This is a genomic window from Mesorhizobium sp. LSJC269B00, assembly GCF_000502815.1.
Lineage (GTDB): Bacteria > Pseudomonadota > Alphaproteobacteria > Rhizobiales > Rhizobiaceae > Mesorhizobium.
In genome coordinates this window covers 24079-47454 of record NZ_AYVN01000014.1, presented here as the reverse complement: position 1 = coordinate 47454, position 23376 = coordinate 24079, and the positions used below count along the sequence as shown (strand labels likewise).

Sequence of the window (23376 nt, the reverse complement as noted above, 5' to 3'; positions counted from 1 at the left end):
ACGAATGGTGCTGCGGAAATCCTACACCGACCGGGCACGATACAGGCAAATCCCTAGCGAAATCTTCCAGTCGCCCTGAAGGTCCAAGGCCGAGAATAATTCAAATTGTCCGAAGCGTCGATGGACTTGGGTTCCTCGCCCCCATGAAATGGGGAGAAAAACCTTATTTGAAGGCCGGCAAATCCCTCGCGAAATCCTCCATGTCCGCCCAGGGGTCGCCCGAGGTCGCCAACAACCCCGGCAGCGAGGAATAGTTCAGATCCTGCGGCGCATCGATCGTCTCAAGGTCGCTCCAGCTCACCGGCGTCGACGCCGGCAGGTTGGTGCGGGCGCGCAGCGAATAAGGCGCCGCGGAGGTGTGGCCGCGCGCGTTGCGGTGATAGTCGATGAAGATGCGGCGCTTGCGGTTTTCCTTGCCCATTGTGGTGGTGAAAGTGTCGGGCGCGGTGGCCGCTAGGTGCGTGGAGATGGCGCTGGTCGCCTGGTGCAGCTTCTTCCAGTTCTGCTTTTGCGTCACCGGCACGGTTATGTGGATGCCGCTGCCGCCGGATGTCTTGGCGAACGGCACCAGGCCGAGCCGTTCCAATTCGCCCTTGATGTGGACGGCGGCCTCGACCACCTCGCGCCAGGCGATGCCCTCACCCGGATCGAGATCGAAAACGATCTGGTCGGGCTTGTCGAGGCTCAAGCGATGCGTGCCCCAGGTGTGGAACTCGACGACGCCGAACTGCGCCAGCGCCAGATAGCCTTTTGCTCCCTCGACCGACAGATAGGATTTGGTTTCACCTTCGGAGTTGGTGGCGTCAAAAGTGACCACCGACGGCGGCATGCCGGTGAAGGCGTGGCGCTGGAAGAAACAGTCCTTCGGCAGGCCCGTCGGGCAGCGCACCAGCGACACCGGGCGGCCCATAATGTGCGGCAGCATGAAATCGCCGACCAGCGCGTAATAGACGGCGATGTCGAGTTTGGTCGGTCCGGTCTTGCCGAACAGCCGCCGCTCCGGATTGGTCACCCAGATGGTTGCGAGATCGGCTTCGGCGATCAGCCGCTTGCGCTTCGGCGACACCGGCGTCGACAGGCCGACATCGCGCAAGCCCCGAAACACACCGTGGCGCAGCGAATTGTCCGCCGTGCGGTTGGCGTAGTGGATGCGGGCCGACAGCATCGGCCGCACCCATTTCATCTCGCGCATGATCTCGCGCGGCACACCCTCGGGTGCTGTCGCGCCGTCGCGCAGCGGCTGCAGCCGGGCCAGCAAGTCGCCCGCCGTCGCGGCATCGAAGCCGGTGCCAACCTTGCCGCGATAGTGCAGTTCACCATCCGCGAATTCAGCCATGCCGATTGCCGCCAGTCCTTCGGCCGCGTCGGAAACGGTGTAGCCGGCGATGATGAAATCGCCGGTCTCAAGCGCTTTGACCTTGGTCCAGCTCTTCGTGCGGCCGCTCTGGTAGATGGCGTTGGCGCGCTTGGAGACGACGCCTTCCAGTCCAAGGATCGAGGCCTGATCGTAAAGCCCCTGTCCGTCGCCTTCGACATGGTCGCTCAGCTGGATGGCGGAGGTAGCGCCCTGCCCGGCTAGCAGTTCGGCGAGCAGGGCCTTGCGGTTTGCGAGCGGCGCCTTGCGGAGGTCCCAGCCGTCGAGATGCAGCAGGTCGAAGGCATAGAAATGGAGCTTGCTGCCCGCACCCGCCGACAGCGCATCCTGCAGCAGCGCGAAACGCGAGATGCCCTTCTCGTCCAGCACCATGATCTCGCCGTCGATGATCGCCTGGCTGAGCGGTAGCCGGGAAAAGGCTTGCGGCAGGTCGCCGTAACGCTTCGTCCAGTCGATGCCGCCGCGGGTGATCAACCTGACCTCGCCATCTCCGACATGCGCCATGGTACGATAGCCGTCGAATTTTATTTCGTGCAACCAGAGTTCACCTGTGTCTTCCACTGGCCCACCCGGTGGCTTCGGCACCTGCGTGGCGAGCTGCGGCTCGATGCGCGACGGCGGATCGCCCCTGACCGCACCGGGCAACGCACCGGGTTTCAGCGCGCCGGGTTTGGGGGGCAGGCGGGCCGGCTTTTTCGGCGGCGCCACCAGCTCCTCGATGCGCTTGCCGGACTTCACGCTTTCCGGCCGCGCTTCCAGGATGTCGAGGCCGGTATCGGCGGCGAGATCGCGCTCCTTGAACAGCAGCCAGTTTTTCTTCTCGCTGTCTTCGCCGGGCTTGGGCTTCAGACGGGTCAGCATCCAGCCGCCATTCAACTTGTCGCCGGCCAGCCGGAACTTGAAGGCGCCGGTGCGCAGGCTCTTGTCGACATCGTCCATCGGCGCCCACGTGCCGGTGTCCCAGACGATCATCGGCCCGCCGCCATATTCGCCTTCAGGAATGACGCCCTCGAAGTCGATATATTCGAGCGGATGGTCCTCGGTCTCAACTGCGAGCCGCTTGTCGGCCGGGTTGAGCGAGGGCCCGCGCGGCACCGCCCAGCTTTTCAGCACGCCGCCGACCTGCAGGCGCAAATCGTAATGGTCGGCGGTGGCGTGATGCTTGTGGACGACGAAGCGGTTGCCGTCGCCTGAAATGACCCCGCCCGCCGGTTCCGGCGTCTTCGTAAATTCGCGCTTGGCGCGATAGGCCTTGAGCTTGGGCGGGTTTGGCATGGATCAGGTAGGAGCGGCGCTTTCCCAGCGCCGCATTCCGTCACACCCCCCTCTGTCCTGCCGGACATCTCCCCCGCAAGGAGGGAGATCGGATGTCGCTGATGCTTTCGCCAATCCCCACCGTCGCAAGAGAGGCGCCGTCGATGAAGCTGCCAATCTCCCCCCTTGCGAGGGAGATGTCCGGCAGGACAGAGGGGGGTGCTGTCCCGCCAACATTTCAGATTTCCCAGCACGGTGCGAAGGAACGAAGATCACGCTCAATCGTCAGCAGCCGGCATCNGCCAACATTTCAGATTTCCCAGCACGGTGCGAAGGAACGAAGATCACGCTCAATCGTCAGCAGCCGGCATCAACTCAAGCTCGGCCGGCGACAGCCCCTGCTGCAGCTGGCTCAGCCGGAATTCGTCGACCCAGTAGGCCTCGCCGTCGACCAGCACGCGGGCCGAGTAGACGCCGCCGGAAAAGCTTTGCGCGGTGACGTACACCTTGTGGCGGTCGAGCGCCTTGCGCACCGCGGCGCGCTTGGAATTCTGGCTGGTGACGGAACTGGCCATGGCTCACTCATACACAAGACCGCAAGACATGGCGGCGGCATAAGGATGCTGGAGATCGGCCGCTCTGTCAATTTTGACCGCCTGCTTCTGGCAGCGCTACGATCCAACGGCAGCAAAAAACCGCTGCGCCTCGGCAGCGGACTTTGCAATGGCGACGACAATATTCGGTTAGTGGTCCGAAGGAATTATGAGCGCGGTGACGCGCGAGAGCTGCTGACGCCGGTTCAGCGTCGGCTTCTCGTAGATCTTCTTCATTGGTGTCCCATGGCCCCCAATGGCCGCCGGCAAAGGCGCTTGCGGCTTGTTTTGTCAAGGGAAGCGCTGTTCTTCCGCCGAACAGCTATGGAAACTGGAGGAGCGGCCGCTATAGTTTTCCTCAGCCCCAAGGAGAACGGCAATGACCCTCAGCACCCGCAAACTCGGCAGCCAGGGGCTGCAGGTCTCGGTAATCGGCCTCGGCTGCATGGGCATGAGCCAGTCCTACGGCCCTGCCGACGAGGCGGAATCGATCGCCACCCTGCACCGAGCCATCGAACTCGGCTGTACCTTCCTCGACACGGCGGAAGTCTACGGCGCTTATGCCAATGAAGAACTGCTCGGGCGGGCGCTGAAGGGCCGGCGCGATGAGGTGACCCTTGCCACCAAATTCGGCTTCCGCATCGAAAACGGCAGACAGGTCGGCACGGAGCGTGACAGCCGGCCCGACCATATCCGCGAGGCGCTGGAGGGCTCGCTGAAGCGGCTCGGCACCGACCATATCGACCTTTACTACCAGCATCGCGTCGATCCGGCCGTGCCGATGGAAGACGTCGCCGGCACGATCGGCCGGCTCGTCGCCGAGGGCAAGGTGCGCTTCTTCGGCCTGTCGGAGGCTGGTGCGGCCAACATCGGCCGCGCACATGCCGTGCATCCGGTCTCGGCGCTGCAGAGCGAGTATTCGCTGTGGGAGCGCAATCTGGAGCCGGAAATCATCCCGCTGCTCAAAAAGCTCGGCATCGGCCTGGTGCCGTTCGCGCCGCTCGGCCGCGGTTTCCTCGCCGGCGATGTCAAGCGCGCCGAGGATTATCCGGAAGGCGATTTTCGGCGCGGCGACCCCCGCTACCAGGGCGCCAACTACGACGCCAATGTCGCGGCAGCGGCTGCGGTGCAAGAGGTGGCCGCGGCCAAAGGGGTAAAGCCCGCACAGATCGCGCTGGCCTGGGTGCTCGGCAAGGGCGACGGCTTCGGCATCGACATCGTGCCGATCCCGGGGACAAAGCGGCGCAAGTATCTGGAGGAAAATGTCGCTGCCGCAGCGATCACGCTCGAAGCCGCCGAGATGGCTGCGCTCGACGCGGCACTCGCGCCGGGCAAGGTCTCAGGGCCGCGCTACAATGAGCGGGTGACGACGACCATCGACAGGTAGAGGCGTCTAAGCTGCCAATTTCCCCCCTCGTGGGGGAGATGCCTGGCAAGGCAGAGGGGGCGCGAAGGATCGCCCGCATCAAGTATTCTGCGTAGGGGTTAGCTCAAAGATGTAAGTGAAATTGGCCAATGTCGGCGGGACAGCGCCCCCCTCTGTCCTGCCGGACATCTCCCCCGCAGGGGGAGATTAGCAGTTTCAGCCCCTCGCCTCACCTTGCGTAATCGATTTTCCTTGGCTAGCATCCTCGGGTCGGCGCCGTGCGGAGGAGAACGTTGCGGCGGACCGGCTGGAGCGCCTCGCGTCCCCTCGGGGCGTTCACAGGACACTCCATTTTTGAATTGACGCAAGGACCGTCCCGAGCCGCTCCCGGTTTCGGGCTCCTGCGTTCATGTGGAGGATATCTGATGAACAGACGCGAATTCCTGTTGTCGACCGTGGCGACCGGCGCCATGGCGCTGGCCGCGCCCATGGCCTTTGCCGCCGACAAACTGACCATATTGGGCTCGGTGCCCAATCTCGGCTTTCCGTTCTTTGTGCACATGCTGAACGAGATCAAGGCGGAGGCGCAGGCGCAAGGCGTCAACCTGACCGAGAGCGACGGCCAGAACTCGGCGCCGAAGCAGACCGCCGACATCGAGGCCGCACTCGTGCAGAAGGTCAACGCCATCGTGATTTCGCCGCTTGACGTCAACGCGCTGGCGCCGGCGATCGAGGAAGCGGTCAAGGCCGGCGTTCCGGTAGTGACGATCGACCGCCGCGTCGACGGCGTCGAGGGCATTCTCGCCCATGTCGGCGCCGACAACGTCAAGGGTGGCGAAGCCGAGGCGCAGGCCATGGTGGCGGCGTTCCCGAACGGCGCCAAGCTGTTCCATTTGCAGGGCCAGCCGGGTGCCGGGCCCGCGATCGACCGCAACAAAGGCGTCCACAATGTGCTCGATCCGCTCAAGGACAAGTACCAGATCATCTTCGAGCAGACCGCTAATTTCGCCCGCGCCGAAGCGCTGTCGGTGACCGAGGCCGGGCTTGCCGCCAACGGCAAGCCGGACGCCATCATCTGCGCCAATGACGACATGGCGCTCGGCGCGCTCGAAGCCTGTGCCGCGCGCAACTTCACCGACGTCAAGATCTACGGCTTCGACGCGCTGCCGGAAGCGCTGGTCGCCGTGCGCGACGGCAAGCTCGCCGGCACGGTCGAGCAGTTCCCCGGCGAACAGTCGCGCAAGGCGGTGCAGATCGCGGTCGCCTTCGCCAGGGACAAGACCGAGCCGAAGGAGAAGCTGGTGCTGTTGACGCCGATCGTCATCGGCAAGGACAATCTCGACAAGGCGGAGAGGTTGAACGAGACGAAGTGAAAGTAGGGCCCATGACGGGTGGAGGTCGCGCTCTGTCGCGCCCCCCTCTGTCCTGCCGGACATCGCCCTCACTTGGGGGGAGATTGGCCGTCACGTCTGCTTTCGCCAATCGCCAACGTTATAGAAATAGTGCTGCCGGCAAAACTGCTGATCTCCCCCCGTGTGGGGGAGATGTCCGGCAGGACAGAGGGGGGCGCTGTCCCGCTGCCTATCGCAATCCGGGAGCAATGCTTGTCCGCCGTTGAACCCACCGCATCATCGCCCCCGCTCCTTTCCGTCGAAGGCGTGACCAAGCATTTTTCCGGCGTCACCGCGCTCATCGACGTTTCGCTCGAGGTGCGGCCCAGTGAGATCCTTGGCCTGCTCGGCGAGAACGGCGCCGGCAAGTCGACGCTGCTGAAAATCCTGTCCGGCGTGATGCCGCCGTCAAGCGGCCGCATCGTCTTCGACGGCGCCGACTACGCGCCGTCCAGTCCGCAGGATGCGAAGCGGCATGGCATCGTCACCATCTATCAGGAACTGAGCCTGATCCCGACGCTGACGGTTGCGGAAAACATCTTCATCGGCCGCGCGCCGCTCGGGCCGCTCGGGCTGGTCAGCTGGCGCAGGATGGAGGACGCCTCGCGCGCGATCATCGCCCGCGTCGGTCTCGACATCGATCCGGCGACGCCGGTGTCCTCGCTGTCGGTAGCCGAACAGCAGCTGGTCGAAATCGCCCGCGCTCTGTCGCTGGAAAGCCGCCTGATCATCATGGACGAGCCGACCTCGGCGCTGACCGAGACCGAGGTGCAGAAACTGATGTCGATCATGGACAGGCTGCGCAAGGACGGTGTCGCCATCATGTTCGTCACCCACCGGCTGGAGGAAGCGTCCGCCATTTGCGACCGCATGACCGTGCTGCGGGATGGCAGGCTGGCCGGTCATCTCGACCGTGACGGCCAGCCGATCCAGATCCCGAAGATCATCGAGAAGATGGTCGGCCGCGCCGCCTCCGAGCTCTACGCGCGGCCGACGCAGCGCGATGTCGCCGGCGAGGTCAGGCTCTCGGTGCGCGGGCTGCGGACGGTACGCGACCCGTTGGCGCCGCATGCCATCGTACTCGAAGGCGTCAACCTCGATCTGAAGGCCGGCGAAATCCTCGGCGTTGCCGGCCTCGTCGGTTCCGGCCGCACCGAGCTTGCCCGCGCCATTTTCGGCGCCGACCGCATCGCCGCCGGCACGATTGCGCTCGACGGCAAGCCGATCGCCCCGGCCTCCCCCGCAGACGCCATCAAACTCGGCATCGGGCTGGTGCCGGAAGACCGCAAGCACCAGGCGATCTTTGCAGCACTGGGCATTCTCAACAATTTCTCGATCGCCTCGCTCGGCCGCTACAGCAATGGGGCCGGCTTCATGGCCGAACGGCGCGAGCGCGAGGCGCTGGCCGGCTATCGCAAGGCACTGTCGATCCGCATGGCCTCGCCCGACCAGGCGATCGAGGGCCTGTCCGGCGGCAACCAGCAAAAAGTCATCCTGGCCCGCTGGCTGGCGCGCGACCCGAAAGTACTTATCGTCGACGAGCCGACGCGCGGCGTCGATGTCGGCGCCAAGGCCGAAGTGCACCAGATCCTGGTGCAGCTTGCCGCACGCGGCATCGCCATCATGATGATCTCGTCGGAGCTGCCGGAAGTACTGGCGGTGTCGGATCGCATCGTCACCATGCGGCGCGGCCGTATCACCGGCGAAATGCCGGGCATCGAAGCGACCGAGGAAAAACTGATGGAACTGATGGCGCTCGACCGCAAGCAGGACGCGATGCAATGACCAGCACCACCGAACAGACCCAGCGCAGCGGCATCAACATCGCGCGGCTTCTGATGAGTTTTGGGCCGCTGATGTTCCTGGCGGTGTTGATCGTCATCTTCACCGTGCTGAAGCCGAGCTTCATCGATCCAATCAACCTGTTCAACATTTTGAGGCAGATCTCGATCACCGGGCTGATCGCGCTTGGCATGACTTTCGTCATCCTCACTGCCGGCATCGACCTGTCGGTCGGCTCGCTGCTCGCCTTCTGCGGCATGGTGGCGGCGGTGGTGGCCAAGGGCGGCACCGCCAACACGCTGTCGCTGTCGACCACGGGCACGCAAGGATATGGCTGGTTCGCCGCCTTGCTTGCCGCCGTCATCGTCGGGGCGCTGGCCGGCGGCGTCCAGGGCTTTGCCATCACCCGGCTGAAAGTGCCGCCCTTCGTCGTCACGCTGGGTGGGCTCACCGTGTTTCGCGGCCTGACGCTGACCATCTCCAATGGCGGACCGATCTCCGGCTTCGACGCCTCGATGCGCTGGTTCGGCACCGGGCTCATCGGACCGGTGCCGGTGCCGGCGATCATCTTCGCGGTGGCGGCCATCCTGTGCCACATCGTGCNGATCTCCGGCTTCGACGCCTCGATGCGCTGGTTCGGCACCGGGCTCATCGGACCGGTGCCGGTGCCGGCGATCATCTTCGCGGTGGCGGCCATCCTGTGCCACATCGTGCTGCGCTATACGCGCTATGGCCGCGCCGTCTATGCCGTCGGCGGCAATGCCGAGGCCGCGCGCCTTTCGGGCCTGCGCGTCGACCGCATTCTGATCTCGGTCTATGTCATCGTCGGCTTCTTCGCCGGGCTGGCCGCCTTCGTTTTGTCAGCACGGCTCAACTCCTCCGAAGCCGTGGCCGGCATCGGCTACGAGCTTACGGTGATTTCGGCCGTGGTCATCGGCGGCACCTCGCTATTCGGCGGCATCGGCTCGGTCGGCGGCACGGTGGTGGGCGCAGCACTGATCGGCGTGCTGCAGAACGGGCTACAGTTCAACAATGTCTCTTCCTACACACAAAGCATCGTCATCGGCCTGATCCTGATCCTGGCCGTGGCCTTCGATCGTTGGCTGAAGTCGCGGGTGAGGCGGTGAGGGATCGGCCATGGTTCAGATCAGGGCGATGACAGAGAACGATGTAGCGTCGGTATCGCGGCTGCTGGGAGACTCCTGGCGGCGCACCTATTCGCCGATCCTGGGACCCGAGACCACGGCACGCCTCTCGGACGACAAGCATGCGCCCGAGCGGCTGGCAGCCGAACTTCTGGACGACAACAAGATGTCGTTCGTGGCCGAACGGCCGGACGGTTCGATCGCCGGCTACGCGATGGCGGCGATGGACGATCGTGGCGATGTCCTGCTCGACCGGCTGCACATCGACAAGTCAGAGTTCGGCAGCGGGCTCGCCACCGACCTGCTGCACGCGGTGCTTGTCGCGCATGCCGGCATCCCCAGCATTGCGCTGGAAGTGATCGAGGGCAACGACCAGGCGATCGCCTTATATCGCAAGCACGGTTTCGAGGTGGTCGAACACCGCCCGGCCGCGCACGGCGTCGCCGGCCATGCCTCGCTGATCATGCGCCGGCTGCTGTCGAGGGCATGAAGTGAATGGGAAACCGCAGTAGTCAGGGCCCTACTGCCCTAACCCCTGCGCCGCCACCGCCTGTGGACCGTCCTCGTCGTCCGGCATATCGAGGAGTTCGATCAGCCGCGCCACCTTCGTTCCCGGCAAGGGGCGGCCCTCGTTGACCAGCGCCTCGTCGGCACCGAGCCAGGCGAACGCCTCGCGCAGTTCTTGAAGGGTGGCGCCGGTCAGCGCGATGTCGGCTATGACCGCCTCGTCTACCGGCCCCAACACCGAAATGATGTCGTCGCGTGTCATGGTCACCTCCATGCTAAGTGCCGGCAGGTCGTCGAGTTGATGCCGGGATCCGGCCATCCAGTCAACGGATTGCGAGCGAAAGCCGCCGACAAAGCAGAATCTGGGTCTTCTTTTCGACTAAGCAAGGTGAACGCGCGCCTTTTGCCGTCAAGCAGCCGAATGCCGATCGATGCTGTAGAGATGCACGGGATAGCCGGGACCGATGGCGTCGCGTACCCGGCCCGTCCAGGCACGAACCGCCGGATAAGCCGCCAGCGCAAAGCCGCAATCTTCGGCACGGTGGCCGTAGGCATAGACAGCAATGTCGGCGATGGTGAGCATGTCGCCGACAAGGAACGGCGTGTCGTTCAGGCTGCGCTCCAGCGCTGCCAGCGTGCGGGCGCCGGCTTCGCGCTTGGCCGGAAGCGTCGCCTGGTTGCGCTCCAGCCTTCCGGCCAGCGTCCAGAAGCGCAGGGAGCCGATGACCGGCTCGACATGGTACTGTTCGAAGAACAGCCATTGCAGAACTTTCGCGCTGACATAGCGATCCGCCGGCAGCAAGGGCGTGCCTTCGGCGAGATAAATGAGGATCGCATTCGATTCGGCGATCGCACGGCCATCCTCGAGTTCGAGCACAGGAACGGCGCCGGCCGGGTTGAGCTTCAGGAAGGCGTCGGTGTGGCTCTCGCCCTCGAAAATCGACACCAGGCGGCTTTCATAGGGAATGTTGAGCAGGCCGAGCACGACCCTCGCCTTCCAACCGTTTTGCCACGGCAAATAATCATGAAGCGTGAGCATGGCTGTCCTTTCGCTGCGGTCGACGCCTGATTTGCACGGTGCCACGATACCAGCCACCCGAATCCTGCAATGTGTACGCGCGGAAACAGATAAACTATACGCATGTAGAGTTTTATTGACTTCGCTGTATGTGCGATTTACCCGATAAACACTTGCGTCGGATAACTGCGCGGGCAAGCAATCAGTTTGCGTGTGAGAGGAATCGCAAGCATGAGCCTTTCGCGCCGAAGCGAGATCGCCGCCGAGGCCGTGGGGCCAACGATTGTCGCCGGCGAAATCCTGGTCGAGATCATGGCGACGGAACGGGGTTTCGGCTTCCTCGAGCCGCAATCGCTTGTCGGGCCATTCCCCAGCGGCGCGCCGGCGATCTTCATCGATCAGGTCGCCCGGCTGGGAGGCGGCGCCGGCATTATCGGCTGCGTCGGCCGCGACGATTTCGGCACGCTCAACCTGGACAGGCTGGAGCGCGACGGCGTCGACGTCTCAGCCGTCGATATCAGCGACCGCTTCCCGACGGGATGCGCCTTCGTGCGCTACCGGCCCGATGGTATCAGGGACTTCGTCTACAACATCGCCGAATCCGCCGCCGGGCAGATCCACCTGACCACTGCTGCGCGCCTGCTGGCGGACAGGGCCGGCCATCTGCATATCATGGGATCGACGCTGTCGGTGGCAGGGCTGAAGGAGATCGTCAGCTACGCAGTGCAGGCGGTTCGTGCCCGCGGCGGCTCGACCTCATTCGACCCGAATGTGCGCAAGGAGCTGATCGACGGCTCCGACGGCGCACTGTTTTCCGCACTCATCGACGATGCCGACCTGCTGCTGCCGTCCGGCGACGAATTGCTCGCTACGGCGGGCGTCGATGACGAGCACCGGGCGGTGGCGGCGCTGTTTGCCAGGGGCGTCGGCGAGATCGTGCTGAAGCGCGGTGCTGACGGCTCTTCCTGGTTCGGCGCCGACGGCGCCAGGATCGACTGCGCCGGTTTTCAGGTCGAGGAAGTCGACCCCACGGGCGCCGGCGATTGTTTCGGCGCCACCTACCTGACCTGCCGCCGCCAGGGGATGGAGCCCGGCAAGGCGCTGCTTTATGCCAATGCCGCCGGCGCCCGCAACGTCACCCGGCGCGGCCCGATGGAGGGCGTCACCAGCTTCGACGGACTCGATCAATTCATCAAGGGAACAGCGAGATGATGGCCAATCCCCTTGCCGGTCTCGCGGCGGCCCGCCGGAACGGAGCACCCTACGGCATCACGTCCATCTGTTCGGCTCATCCGCTGGTGATCCAGACAGCGATACGGCGCGCCGTTGCCGACAGGGAGAAAAACCTGCTGATCGAGGCAACCTGCAATCAGGTCAACCAGTTCGGCGGCTATACCGGAATGACCCCGGCGCTGTTCGTCGCCTTCGTGCTGGAGATCGCCTGCCGCGAGGGGCTGGAAGCCTCGCGCATCATCTTCGGCGGCGATCATCTGGGACCGAACCCGTGGCGCGCCGAGCCGGCGGCGCAGGCGATGGACAAGGCCGAGGCCATGGTCGGCGCCTATATCGCGGCCGGCTTCACCAAGATCCATCTCGACGCATCGATGGGCTGCGCCGGCGAGCCGGCGGCCCTGGACGACGAGACCATCGCCACCCGGGCGGCGCGGCTGGCAAAGGCGGCCGAAACGGCCGCGCACGCCGCAGGCAGCACCTTGCCGGTCTACATCATCGGCACCGAAGTCCCCGCCCCCGGCGGAGTCGACCATGCGATCAGCGAGTTGAAGCCGACCGAGGCGGCGGCGGCGCGGCGCACGATCGAGGTTCACCGGGAGATCTTTGCCCGCGAAGGCCTGACCGAGGCGTTCGGCCGCGTCATGGCCGTGGTGGTGCAGCCGGGCGTGGAATTCGGCAGCCAGAATGTCGTCGCCTACGCGCCCGAAAAATCCAAGGGCCTGACCGGCTTGCTCGATGAGCAGCCGTCGCTCGTCTACGAGGCGCATTCGACCGACTACCAGACCCGTGCGGCTTTGACCGCGCTGGTCGCAAACGGCTTTCCTATCCTCAAGGTCGGCCCCGGCCTGACCTTCGCCTTGCGCGAGGCGCTTTACGGGCTCGACCTGATCGCCTCCGAAATGGCCAGGGACTATGGCGACCGGTCGCTCGCCCGGACCATGGAAAGCGCGATGCTGGCAGCACCCGGCCATTGGCACAGCCACTATCACGGCAACGAAGCAGAGCTCTATGTGCAGCGGCATTACAGCTACAGCGACCGCATCCGCTATTATTGGAGCAACCCCACCGCTGTCGCGGCCGTCGAGCGCCTGCGCAAGGCGCTGGACGGCGTTGCCATTCCCGAAACGCTGATTCGGCAATTCCTGCCGGCGCTGCCAGCCGAACTCGGGCCGGCGGGCAATCCCGAGGCTATTCTTCTCGAAGCTGTCGATCAGGTGCTGGCCGATTATGACGCGGCCTGCCGTGGGACCTGAGTGCATTTGCGCCGGGTTGATCTTTGCCTCAGCCCAGTGTCTCTGACGTTTCCATGAAACCAGTCATGTTCTTTCTCCTGTTCGCGGCCTCTCTGCTGGCGTCGCCGGCACGCGCCGACTGGAAGCCGGTCGAAAAGGTCGAGAACTACGCCATCGCAGGACAGACCGGCCCGGAACTCTATGCCGCGATCGGCGAAGCCGGCCCCTTGCTCGGCAAGGGTCGGGTCATTGCGCACACCAATTTCAAGCTGACCTGGACCAGAGACTACAGGTCGAAAGGCGACGCCTGCGTGCTCAAATCGGCGCGCCCGAAACTGATCATCACCTACACCTTGCCGAAGCCGGCCGAACCGTTGCCGGCTTCCGTCCAGAAGAACTGGACGGTGTTCATCGCCGGGCTCGCCGCCCACGAGAGAGTGCATGGCGCAGCCATCGCCGAGATGGTGCGCAAGATCGAGGCGGTGAGCGTCGGCCTGACCGTTACTGATGACCCCGCCTGCAGCAAGATCAGAACCGAGCTGACGAGGCAACTCGCCCAGATCTCGCTGGCTCAGCGGCAGGCGAGCCGCGACTTCGACCGGGTCGAATTCGGCCCCGGCGGAAACCTGCAGAAGCTGGTGCTGGCTTTTGTGAATGGGGGGTAGTTTGCCGGCGAACCGGTCATTGCGCCGGTGTTCCGAACGACAAGAGCACCGGCCGCATGGCCGCTTTACAGGCAGGCTTGGTAGCGCTACCGTCTGATCGTCACGCGACCTGTTGGGGGAATGGGAGACGGTCGCGAGGCGGAGAGGAGCGGTTTCCTTCGGGGCGTCGCAAGAAGCATTCGGGAGGAGATCGATGGCGTCTGTCGCGATCGGCGATGTTTACAAATCGTTCGGGACCGTCGAGGTCCTGCATGGCGTCAGTGTGGATATCGACGACGGCGAATTCGTCACGCTGGTCGGCCCGTCGGGTTGCGGAAAATCGACCCTTCTCAGGATGATCGCCGGCCTGGAAAAGATATCTCGGGGCGAGATCGCGATCGGGGATCGGGTCGTCAACAACGTTGCGCCGAAAGAGCGCGACGTTGCCATGGTGTTCCAGAACTACGCGCTCTACCCGCACATGACGGTCGCCGAGAACATGGCGTTCTCGCTCATGCTCAAAGGTGTTTCGAAGGCCGATTGCGCTACCAGCATCCAGCGCGCCGCCGAAATCCTCGGGCTGGTGCCATTGCTGACGCGATATCCGCGCCAGCTTTCCGGCGGCCAGCGCCAGCGCGTCGCCATGGGCCGGGCGATCGTGCGCGATCCACAGGTTTTCCTGTTCGACGAACCGCTCTCCAATCTCGACGCCAAGCTCAGGGTGCAGATGCGCGCCGAGATCAAGGAACTGCACCAGCGGCTCAAGACGACCACAGTCTATGTCACCCACGACCAGATCGAGGCCATGACCATGGCCGACAAGATCGTCGTCATGCATGACGGCATCGTCGAACAGATCGGACCGCCGCTGGAGCTCTACGACAGGCCAAACAATCTCTTCGTCGCCAGTTTCATCGGCTCGCCCGCCATGAACCTGATCAAGGGCGAGATCGTCACCGACGGGTCTCCGTCCTTTCGCGGCGCCGGGGGAATTTCCGTGCCGCTGGCCGGCGCGCCGGCCGTTGGCAACGGTCATCCGGTGGTGCTGGGAATACGGCCCGAGCATTTGCGGCTATCGTCAGACCAAGGCATTCCAGTCACCGTCGCGGTGGTCGAGCCGACCGGGTCGGAAGTGCAGATCATCGGCCGCACCGCCGGCGGCGACGAGATCGTCGCCAATTTCCGCGAACGCCATGCCTTCACACCGGGCGAATCCATACGGCTCTCTGCCGCGCCTGGCCTGATTCATCTCTTTGACGGCAAGACCGGAACACGATTTGAAACGCGTAACGGATGGTAAGGACCGCATAGCAAGGAAGATAAACCGGAGGAGACGACCATGAAATTCACGAGACGCGATGTAATCCGCACGACCGCAGGTGCCGCGGCGGGAGCTCTGGGAAGCCGGTTCGTCGGCTCGCCGGCTTTTGCCCAGGAGGGCTTGAAATACAAGCCCGAGGAAGGCGCAAAGCTGCGGCTGCTGCGCTGGTCGCCCTTCGTCAAGGGCGATGAGGATCAATGGCTGGCCAACACCAAGCGCTTCACCGAGGCGACAGGTGTCGAGGTTCGTGTCGACAAGGAAAGCTGGGAGGACATTCGCCCCAAGGCAGCGGTCGCCGCCAATGTCGGTTCCGGGCCGGACCTCATGTTCGTCTGGTTCGACGACCCGCATCAATATCCCGACAAGCTGCACGACGTGACCGAGCTCGGCGACTATCTGGGCTCGAAATATGGCGGCTGGCACGACGGACCAAAGCAATATGCGACGCGGGACGGCAAGTTCGTCGGCCTGCCGCTGGCCACGATCGGCAATGCCATCGTCTATCGCGAAAGCTGGGTGAAGGAGGCCGGCTTCTCCGAATTTCCGAAGGACACGGCAGGCTTCCTCGAGCTTTGCAAGGCGTTGCAGGCGAAGGGACATCCGGCCGGCTTCACGCACGGCCACGGCGTCGGCGACGGCAACAATTACGCGCACTGGCTGCTGTGGAGCCATGGCGGCCAGATGGTCGACGAGAGCGGCAAGGTGGCGATCAACAGCCCCGAGACGCTAAAGGCGATCGGATACGCGCAGGAACTCTACAAGACCTTCATTCCCGGGACCGAAAGCTGGCTCGACGTCAATAACAACCGCGCCTTCCTGGCCGGCGAACTCGGCGTCATCGCCAACGGCATTTCCGCCTACAATACGGCCAAGATCAACAAGGACAACGATCCGAAGCTGGCTGAGATCGCCAAGGACATCCGCACCACCAACCTGCCGATCGGTCCCGTCGGGAAATCGGTCGAACTGTTCCAGGTGACCACCGCCGTCATCTTCAACTACACGCCCTACCCCAATGCGGCCAAGGCCTATCTGCAGTTCATGTTCGAGGATCCGCAGATGACCGACTGGATCACCTCCTCGGCGGGCTATTGCTGCCAGACGCTGAAGGCCTTCGACAACAATCCAGTGTGGACGGCCGACCCGAACAATGCCGCCTATGCCAAGGCCTCGGCGACGCTGCGCCCCAACGGCTATGCCGGGCCGCTCGGCTATGCCTCGGCGGCGACCATGGCCGACTATGTCCTGGTCGACATGTTTGCCAAGGCGGTGACCGGCCAGGCGACGCCGCAGGAGGCGATGGAGGAGGCGGAGAAGCGCGCCAACCGCTACTACCGCGTTTGATCACGGCACCGCCGGGCAGCGTCTAGTGCGCTGCCCGGCCCGTCGCACAATCCCATGGCGGCCGTTGACGCCGTGACCTGATTCCCCGATGAGGAGCCCTCCATGGCCGTGCCGTCCGTTGCCGCCCAGCCGCGTCCGTCGATGCTTTCGCGGATCTCCGAAAGCCGCAACGCGCTGGGCTTCGGCTTCATGCTGCCGGCGGCGGCGCTGCTGCTGGTCTTCCTGACCTATCCGCTCGGGCTGGGCGTCTGGCTCGGTTTCACCGATGCCCGGATCGGCCGCCCCGGCATCTTCATCGGCGTCGAGAATTATCAGTACCTTTGGAATGACAACGTCTTCTGGCTCTCCGTCTTCAACACGCTGCTCTACACGGTCAGCGCCTCGATCCTGAAGTTCGTGCTCGGCCTGTGGCTGGCGCTCATCCTCAATGAAAACCTGCCGTTCAAATCGTTCTTCCGCGCGATAGTCCTGCTGCCCTGGGTGGTGCCCACTGTACTGTCAGCCATCGCCTTCTGGTGGATCTACGATTCGCAGTTCTCCATCCTGTCCTGGGCGCTGCAGCAAATGGGCCTGATCGACCACCGCATCAATTTCCTCGGCGATCCGGAGAATGCGCGCGCTTCGGTTATCGCCGCCAACGTCTGGCGCGGCATTCCTTTCGTCGCCATCACGCTGCTCGCCGGCCTGCAGACCATTCCGCAGTCGCTCTACGAGGCGGCCACGCTCGACGGCGCCAGTCGCTGGCAGTTGTTTCGTTATGTGACTCTGCCGCTGCTGACGCCGATCATCGCCATCACCATGACCTTCTCGGTGCTGTTCACTTTCACCGATTTCCAGCTGATCTACGTGCTGACCCGGGGCGGACCGGTGAATGCCACGCATCTGATGGCGACATTGTCTTTCCAGCGCGGCATTTCCGGCGGCCAGCTTGGCGAGGGCGCGGCCATCGCGGTGGCCATGATCCCGTTCCTGCTGGCGGCGATCCTGTTCAGCTATTTCGGCCTGCAACGCCGCAAATGGCAACAAGGCGGCGGAGACTGACATGGTCAAGACGGCCGCGACAAGGAAGGCGAAACGTGGGGATATCGACGAAGGCGGCATGGGCTACCTGCAGAGCCTGCCGCGCCGCGTGGTGACGGTCTATCTGCCGCTGCTGGTGTTCGTCTTCGTGCTGTTGTTTCCGTTTTACTGGATGACGATCACGGCGGTTAAGCCCAATCTCGAGATGACCGACTATGCGCAGTTCAATCCGTTCTGGGTGGTGCATCCGACATTGGAGCACATCCGCTATCTCCTGTTCGAGACCTCCTATCCGGGCTGGCTGCTCAACACGATCATCATCTCGACCGCCGCCACGTTCCTGTCGCTGCTGGCGTCGGTGTTCGCCGCCTATGCGATCGAGCGGTTGCGCTTCTCCGGGGCGCGGCAGGTCGGCCTCGGCATCTTCCTCGCCTATCTGGTGCCGCCCTCGATCCTGTTCATTCCGCTGTCGGTGATGGTGTTCAACCTCGGGCTCTACGACACGCCCTTCGCGCTCATCCTTACCTATCCGACCTTCCTGGTGCCGTTCTGCACGTGGCTGTTGATGGGTTACTTCCGCTCCATCCCGTTCGAACTGGAAGAATGCGCGCTGATAGACGGAGCGAGCCGGTGGCAGATCCTCACCAAGATCGTGCTGCCGCTGTCGGTGCCCGGCCTGATCTCCGCCGGCATATTCGCCTTCACCCTGTCATGGAACGAGTTCATCTATGCGCTGACATTCATTCAGTCCTCGGAAAACAAGACCGTGCCGGTGGGTGTGCTGACCGAGTTGGTGCGCTCCGACGTCTACGAATGGGGGGCGCTGATGGCGGGAGCGCTGATCGGCTCGCTGCCGGTGGTGGTGCTCTATTCGTTCTTCGTCGAGCACTATGTCTCGTCGATGACCGGCGCGGTGAAGGAGTGACGCGCCGGCTCACGCGAGGCGACCGGCGCGGTCAGATCGCGCCGATGATGCCGCCGTCGACGCGGATGTTCTGGCCGGTAATGTAGCCCGCACCTTCGGAAGCGAGGAAGGCGATGGTCGCGGCAATTTCCTCCGAGGTGCCGTAGCGCTGCATCGGCACGCTGTCGCGGCGCTCCTCGGTGGCCGGCAGGCTGTCGATCCAGCCGGGCAGCACATTGTTCATGCGCACATTGTCGGCGGCGTAGGTGTTGGCGAAGATCTTGGTGTAGGCGGCAAGACCGGCGCGGAACACGGCGGATGTCGGGAACATCGGGCTCGGCTCGACCACCCAGGCGGTCGAGATGTTGATGATGGCGCCGGCCTTCTGCTTGACCATCTGCGGCGCCACGATGCGCACCGGCCGGATGACGTTCATCAGATAGACGTCGAGACCGGTGTGCCACTGCTCGTCGGTGATTTCGAGGATCGGCGCGCGTGGCCCGTGGCCGCCGCTGTTGACCAGCACGTCGATGCGGCCGAAGCGCTCGAGCGTCAGGTCGGCGAGCCGCTGCAGATCGTCATTCGACTGGTTGGAGCCGGTGACGCCGAGGCCGCCAATCTCCTTGGCCAGAGCCTCGCCCTTACCGGAGGACGACAGGATCGCGACCTTGAACCCGTCCGCCGCCAGCCGCTTGGCCGCCGCCGCGCCCATACCGCTGCCACCCGCGACGACGACTGCCACTTTTTCTACACTCATTTTTCTCTCCTTGGGGTTTTGCGGCGTGTGTCTCGCGACTTCAAAGGATGATATAGCCGGTCTTGCCATCTGGTTCGAACCAGAAAGCCTGAAATCAAGCTGTAGAAAAACTCCTGCATGCCCGAAGCCTTCCTGAGCCTGCCGCCGTTGAATGCGCTGCGTGCCTTCGAAGCCGCCGCGCGTCATCTCAACTTCCGCATCGCCGCGCAGGAGCTGAACGTGACGCAAGGGGCGGTGGCGCAGCATATACGCGGGCTGGAGGCGGATCTCGGCGCAAAGCTGTTCGACCGGCTGCCGCGCGGCCTGGCGCTGACCGATGAGGGACGTGCCTATGCGCCGAACATTCGCCGCGCCTTCGAGCTGATCTCCGAGGCAACGCTGCTGTTGCGGCCCGAGCCGGCGCGGCTGACGATCAGCGTCACGCCGAGCTTTGCCACCAAATGGCTGATCCCCAAACTGCCGGAGTTCGTCGCCCACAACCCGCTCGTCGATTTGCGCATCCTGGCCAGCCAAAGCCTGTCGAGTTTTCAGGCCGACGGCGTCGACATTGCGGTCAGGCAAGGCCGCCCGCCCTTCGGCGCCGGCCTGATGGTCGACCTGTTGTTCCCACAGCAGATCGTCGCCATCTGCAGCCCTGCCCTGCTGCCAACCGAGGCGAACGAGATCGCGACGGCCGATATCCAGCATCATGTCCTGTTGCACGACGCGCACAATCTGTGGCCGGAATTCATGGAGAGAGCGCTCGGGCTGAAGATGGCCACCGAGGCCAAACGCATGCGCTTCAACCAGACAGGCCTCGCGATCGACGCCGCCATTGCCGGCCAGGGCATCGCGCTGGCCAGCCGGTTTCTCGTCGCTGCCGACATTGCCGCCGGCCGGCTGGTGCAGCCGATCAACGCAGAGATGCGTGGGACGCACGATTTCTATGTCGTGATGCCGCGCAAGCAACGGCACCCAGAACCGACGCAAGCCGTGCGGCAATGGCTGCTCGATGAGGGCGACGCGGCGGGGCTGTGATGGATAGCCGATCTCCCCGCAAGGCGGGAGATCCGCAGCTTGGCCGACGCCGCCCCTTTCAGCCTCGCCGAGCAATGTCGGCCGCCACTGCCTTCGCCTCGCGTCCAATTTCCCTGAGCAGACCGGTGACCGGATTGTAGAAGCCGACGAGGTAGAGGCCGAGTTGCGAGGCGCGGGCGTTGACGCCACTGCGCTCCGGCTGCAATTCCACGGGCAGAAACTTTTCGTAGCCCGGGCGATAGCCGGTGGCGAGGATGACGGCGTCGAAATTTTCCTGCCTGCCGTCGGTGAACGCAGCGCCGCGCTCGGTGAAGCCCGCTATGTCGGGCGCGATCTTGATGGCGCCTTTGGTGATGGCGTCGACCGTGCCGACGTCGATGACCGGGATGCGGCCGACTTCGTCGATCTGTTGCAGGATGCCCTGTTTCGGCCTGACGATGCCGTATTTCTCGAGCTTGCCCAGCGCGAAATCGAGGATGATCGGAAACATCCAGTCGTTCAGCGCCTGCGGCATTGGCCGGCTGGCGATGCCGACCATCTGGATCGGCACGCCAAACAGCTGGCGCGGCACGATGTGGACGCCCTTGCGCACCGAAATGGTCGGACGCGCGCCACTTTCCGCCAAGTCGAGCGCGATCTCGGCGCCGGTGTTGCCCATGCCGACGATCAGCACCGAGCGGCCGGCAAAGGGCGCCGCTTGCGTATAGTCGGCGCTGTGCAGCACCTCGCCCTTGAAAGCCTCGATGGCAGGGAGCCGGGGGACGATCGGCTCGGCATTGTTACCGCTGGCGATAACGACATGGCGCGCCTTGAGGTTGTCCGATCCTGTCTCGACCAGAAAACCGCCGTCCCCGAGGCGAATGGCTTTCACCGTCACGCCGAAGCGCGGGCGCAGATCGAATTTTTCCGCGTAGTCGTCGAGATAGCGGACCACCAGTTCGCGCGGCACGTAGCGCGGATAATTTTTGGGAAAGGGCAGGAACGGCAGCGACGAGAACGACTTGACCGTATGCAGATGCAGCCGCCGATAGTGCCGCCGCCAGGCGGGCGCGATCTCCTGCGATTTTTCGAGCAGGATGAAATCCACTCCTGCCCGCTTCAGGCAGGCACCGACCGCAAGGCCGGCGGGCCCGGCGCCGACAATAACGACAGTGGTGTCCAAGCGATTCTCCTCCCGCTAGCTCCTTAGGCTACGCGTAGAAGCGCAGGCGGGACAAGGCGCGCCTCACCTTCTCCCCTTGTTGGAGAAGGTGGACGGCGCGCTAGCGCCGAGACGCCTTCGCATCGCGGCGCGCACGCTACGCATCCTGTCCGGTCTCGGCTCACCCCGGTGACGAATGTCTATCCCGGCAATCGCCCCATGCTGTCGGACGGGCTGCCTGTCGCCGGCCGCACCGCGGTCGAAGAGCTCTACGTGCATGGCGGCATAGGCCCAATCGGCATGCATGCCGCCCCCGCCACCGCGCGCTGGCTGGAGGAGGCCGTGGTTCGGGCGATGGCAATCCGAAGCAGACATGGCTCCGGCCACAGCGATTTGCGGGATGGGAAGGGTGAGGCTGCGCGATGTCGTGTCGATCTAGCCCGCCACCAGCGCGAAGGGAGGCGTTCCTCCCTAGCCGACATGCTCGGCGCGCAGCTTCTTCTTTATCTGCTCGAGCGCTGCCTCGCCGCCGGCCGCCAGTTCGTCGGCGATCCTGGCCAGCTTGTCGTCGGCGTTGCGGTATTTGCTGCCCCAGGCGCCGAGCGTCGCCAGCACCGGCAACAGGTCGATGCCGGCCTCGGTCAGCCTGTAGATCGCCTTGAGCTTGTGCGTGGGGTCGTCGCTTCTGGTGACGATGCCCTCATCCTGCAAGTTCTGCAGCCGCTCGGCCAGCGTGCGCGACGAGATGCCTTCGCCTGATAGCAGGAACTCCCTGAAGTGCCTTTTTCCCGCGAAAATCATGTCGCGGATGATCAGCAGCGTCCAGCGGTCACCCAGCAGTTCGAGCGACAGGCTGATGGGGCAGCCGGATCTTTCCCTGGTCGACATTTCAATGCTTCCATTTCTAAATCACTTTACTATTGACATCATTTTTCTCTCGTGTCAATGGTTCCGAAAGTAAAGCAATAACCAACGCCGCCTGACCTGGCGCTGGTGACACCAGAGCTCAATCAGGAGAACGACGATGAGAAAACTGATCCTGCAGATGCAGATGTCGGTCGACGGTTTTGTCGGCGCGGCCGGCGATGAGCACTGGCAGCTCTGGGAATGGGGCGCCAACTGCCCGTGGGACGACGACTTGAAGCAGGATTTCAACGCGGTGTTCGCCGGCATCGATACCATTCTGCTCAGCCGCAAGATGGCCGAAGAAGGCTATCTAACCCATTGGGGCAATGCGGCAAAAAACTATCAGCGCGATCCCTTCTACGCCTTTGCGCAGCGCATCGTCGAGGCGCGCAAGGTGGTGCTGAGCGACAAGCTCGCGGCATCGCGGTGGGAGCGCACGACGCTTGCCAGCGGCGACCTGCCGCGCGAGGTCAAGGCCCTGAAAGCTGAAGGTGAAGGCGACATGGCGGTATTCGGCGGCGCCGGCTTTGCCTCGGCGCTGATTGCAGCGGGGTTGGTCGATGAGTTCCAGCTGTTCATCAATCCGGCCGCGCTGGGCGACGGCGAGCGGATTTTCGACCGTGGCGGCTTCCGGAAATTGCGCCTGCTCGGCTCTAAAGCCTATGCCTGCGGAATGGTGGTGAACCGCTACGCGCCGGCAATGTGAAGCAGTTCAGCGATTGAATCCGTGGACCGCTTCAACTCTTTGTTTTTACGAGAACTCCGGACGGATCACCGCAACCCGCTCCTCGTGAACCTGCGCTAGAAATTGATCTCGACCGAAGCGGCACTTCGCTTTGCCGGCCCGTGAAACACCGCCTCGATGTTGTTGCCGTCGGGGTCGAGCAGGAAGGCGGCGTAGTAGCCGGGGTGGTAGGGCCGCTCACCCGGCGCGCCATTGTCGGCGCCGCCGGCATCGAGGCCGGCCTTGTAGAAGGCATCGACCATGGCCTTGTCCCTGGCCTGGAGGGCCAGATGATGGCGCCCGGTCAGCTGTCCCTTCGCCGCCCGGCTGTCGAGGCTTGAGATGAACAGCTCGTCGGCCCAGAAATAGTCCTCGGCCTCGCCGCCGATCGGAATGCCGAGCACCTTGAAGACGGCTTCATAGAAGCGCCGGCTCGCCTTGAGGTCCCTGACCACCAGCTGGACGTGGTCGATGAGGCGGCCGCGATGCAGTTCCATGAGCGATATCTCCCGTCGCGAGACCACAAAGCTAGTGCCGCGGAGCGGCTCGTCAATTCGGCAGTCTATCTTGTCGGCGCGCTTGGCAGCCTTACACCCCTGCTTTTGTCATATCCGGATGGACTTCCACGCAGACCGGATAAAAAATGCAACCGGATTGTCGGATTCGAAATCCCGCCAACGTCCTTCGGACGCAAGCGGCGCA

22 protein-coding genes are annotated in these 23376 nt (G+C 64.0%); 14 read left to right on the top strand and 8 right to left on the bottom strand.

Going from position 1 to position 23376, the window contains the following annotated elements:
* Positions 1-163: 163 nt before the first annotated feature.
* Together ligD and X771_RS140535 are read right to left on the bottom strand one after the other, a co-directional pair.
* Positions 164-2650 (bottom strand): DNA ligase D, encoded by a 2487-nt coding sequence (gene ligD / locus X771_RS140530; protein ID WP_023689820.1) that lies wholly within the window; start codon positions 2648-2650, stop codon positions 164-166.
* Positions 2651-2979: 329 nt separating this feature from the next.
* On the bottom strand, positions 2980-3204 hold the full coding sequence (locus X771_RS140535) for a hypothetical protein (protein WP_023689819.1): 225 nt from the start codon (positions 3202-3204) through the stop codon (positions 2980-2982).
* A 397-nt stretch (positions 3205-3601) separates the two neighbouring features.
* On the opposite strand from X771_RS140535, the gene X771_RS140540 reads away from it, so the two are divergent.
* The 5 genes from X771_RS140540 (at position 3602) to X771_RS140555 (ending at position 9396) form a co-directional block, all read left to right on the top strand.
* Positions 3602-4609 (top strand): aldo/keto reductase, encoded by a 1008-nt coding sequence (locus X771_RS140540; protein WP_023689818.1) that lies wholly within the window; start codon positions 3602-3604, stop codon positions 4607-4609.
* Between the two features lie 404 nt (positions 4610-5013).
* On the top strand, positions 5014-5961 hold the full coding sequence (locus X771_RS140545; protein WP_023673481.1) for a substrate-binding domain-containing protein: 948 nt from the start codon (positions 5014-5016) through the stop codon (positions 5959-5961).
* Between the two features lie 231 nt (positions 5962-6192).
* Positions 6193-7764 carry a sugar ABC transporter ATP-binding protein gene (locus tag X771_RS140550; RefSeq protein ID WP_023689817.1) on the top strand — a complete coding sequence of 524 codons (1572 nt, stop codon included), beginning with the start codon at positions 6193-6195 and terminating at the stop codon, positions 7762-7764.
* Complete coding sequence (locus X771_RS1000000166010) at positions 7761-8888, top strand: ABC transporter permease (protein WP_023689816.1); 1128 nt, start codon at positions 7761-7763, stop codon at positions 8886-8888. The genes X771_RS140550 and X771_RS1000000166010 overlap by 4 nt, the downstream gene beginning before the upstream one ends.
* Positions 8889-8898: 10 nt before the next feature.
* Entirely contained in the window at positions 8899-9396 is a 498-nt protein-coding gene (locus tag X771_RS140555) for an N-acetyltransferase (RefSeq protein WP_023689815.1), read from the top strand.
* Positions 9397-9426: 30 nt separating this feature from the next.
* On the opposite strand, the gene X771_RS140560 is transcribed toward X771_RS140555, so the two are convergent.
* Both X771_RS140560 and X771_RS140565 read right to left on the bottom strand, forming a co-directional pair.
* Complete coding sequence (locus tag X771_RS140560) at positions 9427-9675, bottom strand: hypothetical protein (protein WP_031201948.1); 249 nt, start codon at positions 9673-9675, stop codon at positions 9427-9429.
* A gap of 147 nt (positions 9676-9822) precedes the next feature.
* A complete protein-coding gene (locus X771_RS140565) occupies positions 9823-10452 on the bottom strand; it encodes a glutathione S-transferase family protein (RefSeq protein WP_023689813.1) in 630 nt (209 codons plus the stop codon).
* Between the two features lie 210 nt (positions 10453-10662).
* Here X771_RS140565 and X771_RS140570 point away from each other — a divergent pair, with 210 nt between their 5' ends.
* From X771_RS140570 to X771_RS140600, 7 genes are all read left to right on the top strand, one after another.
* Positions 10663-11643, top strand: coding sequence for a sugar kinase (locus X771_RS140570; protein WP_023689812.1), 981 nt, complete (start codon positions 10663-10665; stop codon positions 11641-11643).
* Complete coding sequence (locus X771_RS140575) at positions 11643-12917, top strand: D-tagatose-bisphosphate aldolase, class II, non-catalytic subunit (RefSeq protein ID WP_031203093.1); 1275 nt, start codon at positions 11643-11645, stop codon at positions 12915-12917. The genes X771_RS140570 and X771_RS140575 overlap by 1 nt, the downstream gene beginning before the upstream one ends.
* Positions 12918-12970: 53 nt before the next feature.
* Positions 12971-13561, top strand: a complete 591-nt coding sequence (locus X771_RS140580; protein WP_031203092.1) for a DUF922 domain-containing protein — start codon at positions 12971-12973, stop codon at positions 13559-13561.
* A 193-nt stretch (positions 13562-13754) separates the two neighbouring features.
* On the top strand, positions 13755-14840 hold the full coding sequence (gene ugpC, locus X771_RS140585; protein ID WP_023689809.1) for a sn-glycerol-3-phosphate ABC transporter ATP-binding protein UgpC: 1086 nt from the start codon (positions 13755-13757) through the stop codon (positions 14838-14840).
* Between the two features lie 39 nt (positions 14841-14879).
* A complete protein-coding gene (locus tag X771_RS140590) occupies positions 14880-16205 on the top strand; it encodes an ABC transporter substrate-binding protein (protein WP_023689808.1) in 1326 nt (441 codons plus the stop codon).
* A 102-nt stretch (positions 16206-16307) separates the two neighbouring features.
* Positions 16308-17246 carry a sugar ABC transporter permease gene (locus X771_RS140595; RefSeq protein ID WP_023673470.1) on the top strand — a complete coding sequence of 313 codons (939 nt, stop codon included), beginning with the start codon at positions 16308-16310 and terminating at the stop codon, positions 17244-17246.
* Between the two features lies 1 nt (position 17247).
* Complete coding sequence (locus X771_RS140600; protein WP_023673469.1) at positions 17248-18150, top strand: carbohydrate ABC transporter permease; 903 nt, start codon at positions 17248-17250, stop codon at positions 18148-18150.
* A gap of 31 nt (positions 18151-18181) precedes the next feature.
* Here the strand turns inward: X771_RS140600 and X771_RS140605 are convergent, their stop codons facing one another.
* Complete coding sequence (locus X771_RS140605) at positions 18182-18886, bottom strand: SDR family oxidoreductase (RefSeq protein ID WP_023715144.1); 705 nt, start codon at positions 18884-18886, stop codon at positions 18182-18184.
* Positions 18887-19003: 117 nt separating this feature from the next.
* Between X771_RS140605 and gcvA the strand changes: the two genes are divergently transcribed.
* Positions 19004-19903, top strand: a complete 900-nt coding sequence (gene gcvA / locus X771_RS140610) for a transcriptional regulator GcvA (protein ID WP_023685899.1) — start codon at positions 19004-19006, stop codon at positions 19901-19903.
* 58 nt (positions 19904-19961) lie between these two features.
* Here the strand turns inward: gcvA and X771_RS140615 are convergent, their stop codons facing one another.
* Together X771_RS140615 and X771_RS140620 are read right to left on the bottom strand one after the other, a co-directional pair.
* A complete protein-coding gene (locus X771_RS140615) occupies positions 19962-21065 on the bottom strand; it encodes an NAD(P)/FAD-dependent oxidoreductase (protein WP_023685900.1) in 1104 nt (367 codons plus the stop codon).
* 450 nt (positions 21066-21515) lie between these two features.
* Positions 21516-21932, bottom strand: a complete 417-nt coding sequence (locus X771_RS140620) for a helix-turn-helix domain-containing protein (RefSeq protein WP_023685902.1) — start codon at positions 21930-21932, stop codon at positions 21516-21518.
* A gap of 136 nt (positions 21933-22068) precedes the next feature.
* Between X771_RS140620 and X771_RS140625 the strand changes: the two genes are divergently transcribed.
* Positions 22069-22656, top strand: a complete 588-nt coding sequence (locus X771_RS140625) for a dihydrofolate reductase family protein (protein WP_023685903.1) — start codon at positions 22069-22071, stop codon at positions 22654-22656.
* A gap of 95 nt (positions 22657-22751) precedes the next feature.
* Here the strand turns inward: X771_RS140625 and X771_RS140630 are convergent, their stop codons facing one another.
* Positions 22752-23180, bottom strand: coding sequence for a VOC family protein (locus tag X771_RS140630; RefSeq protein ID WP_156936038.1), 429 nt, complete (start codon positions 23178-23180; stop codon positions 22752-22754).
* Positions 23181-23376: the final 196 nt, after the last annotated feature.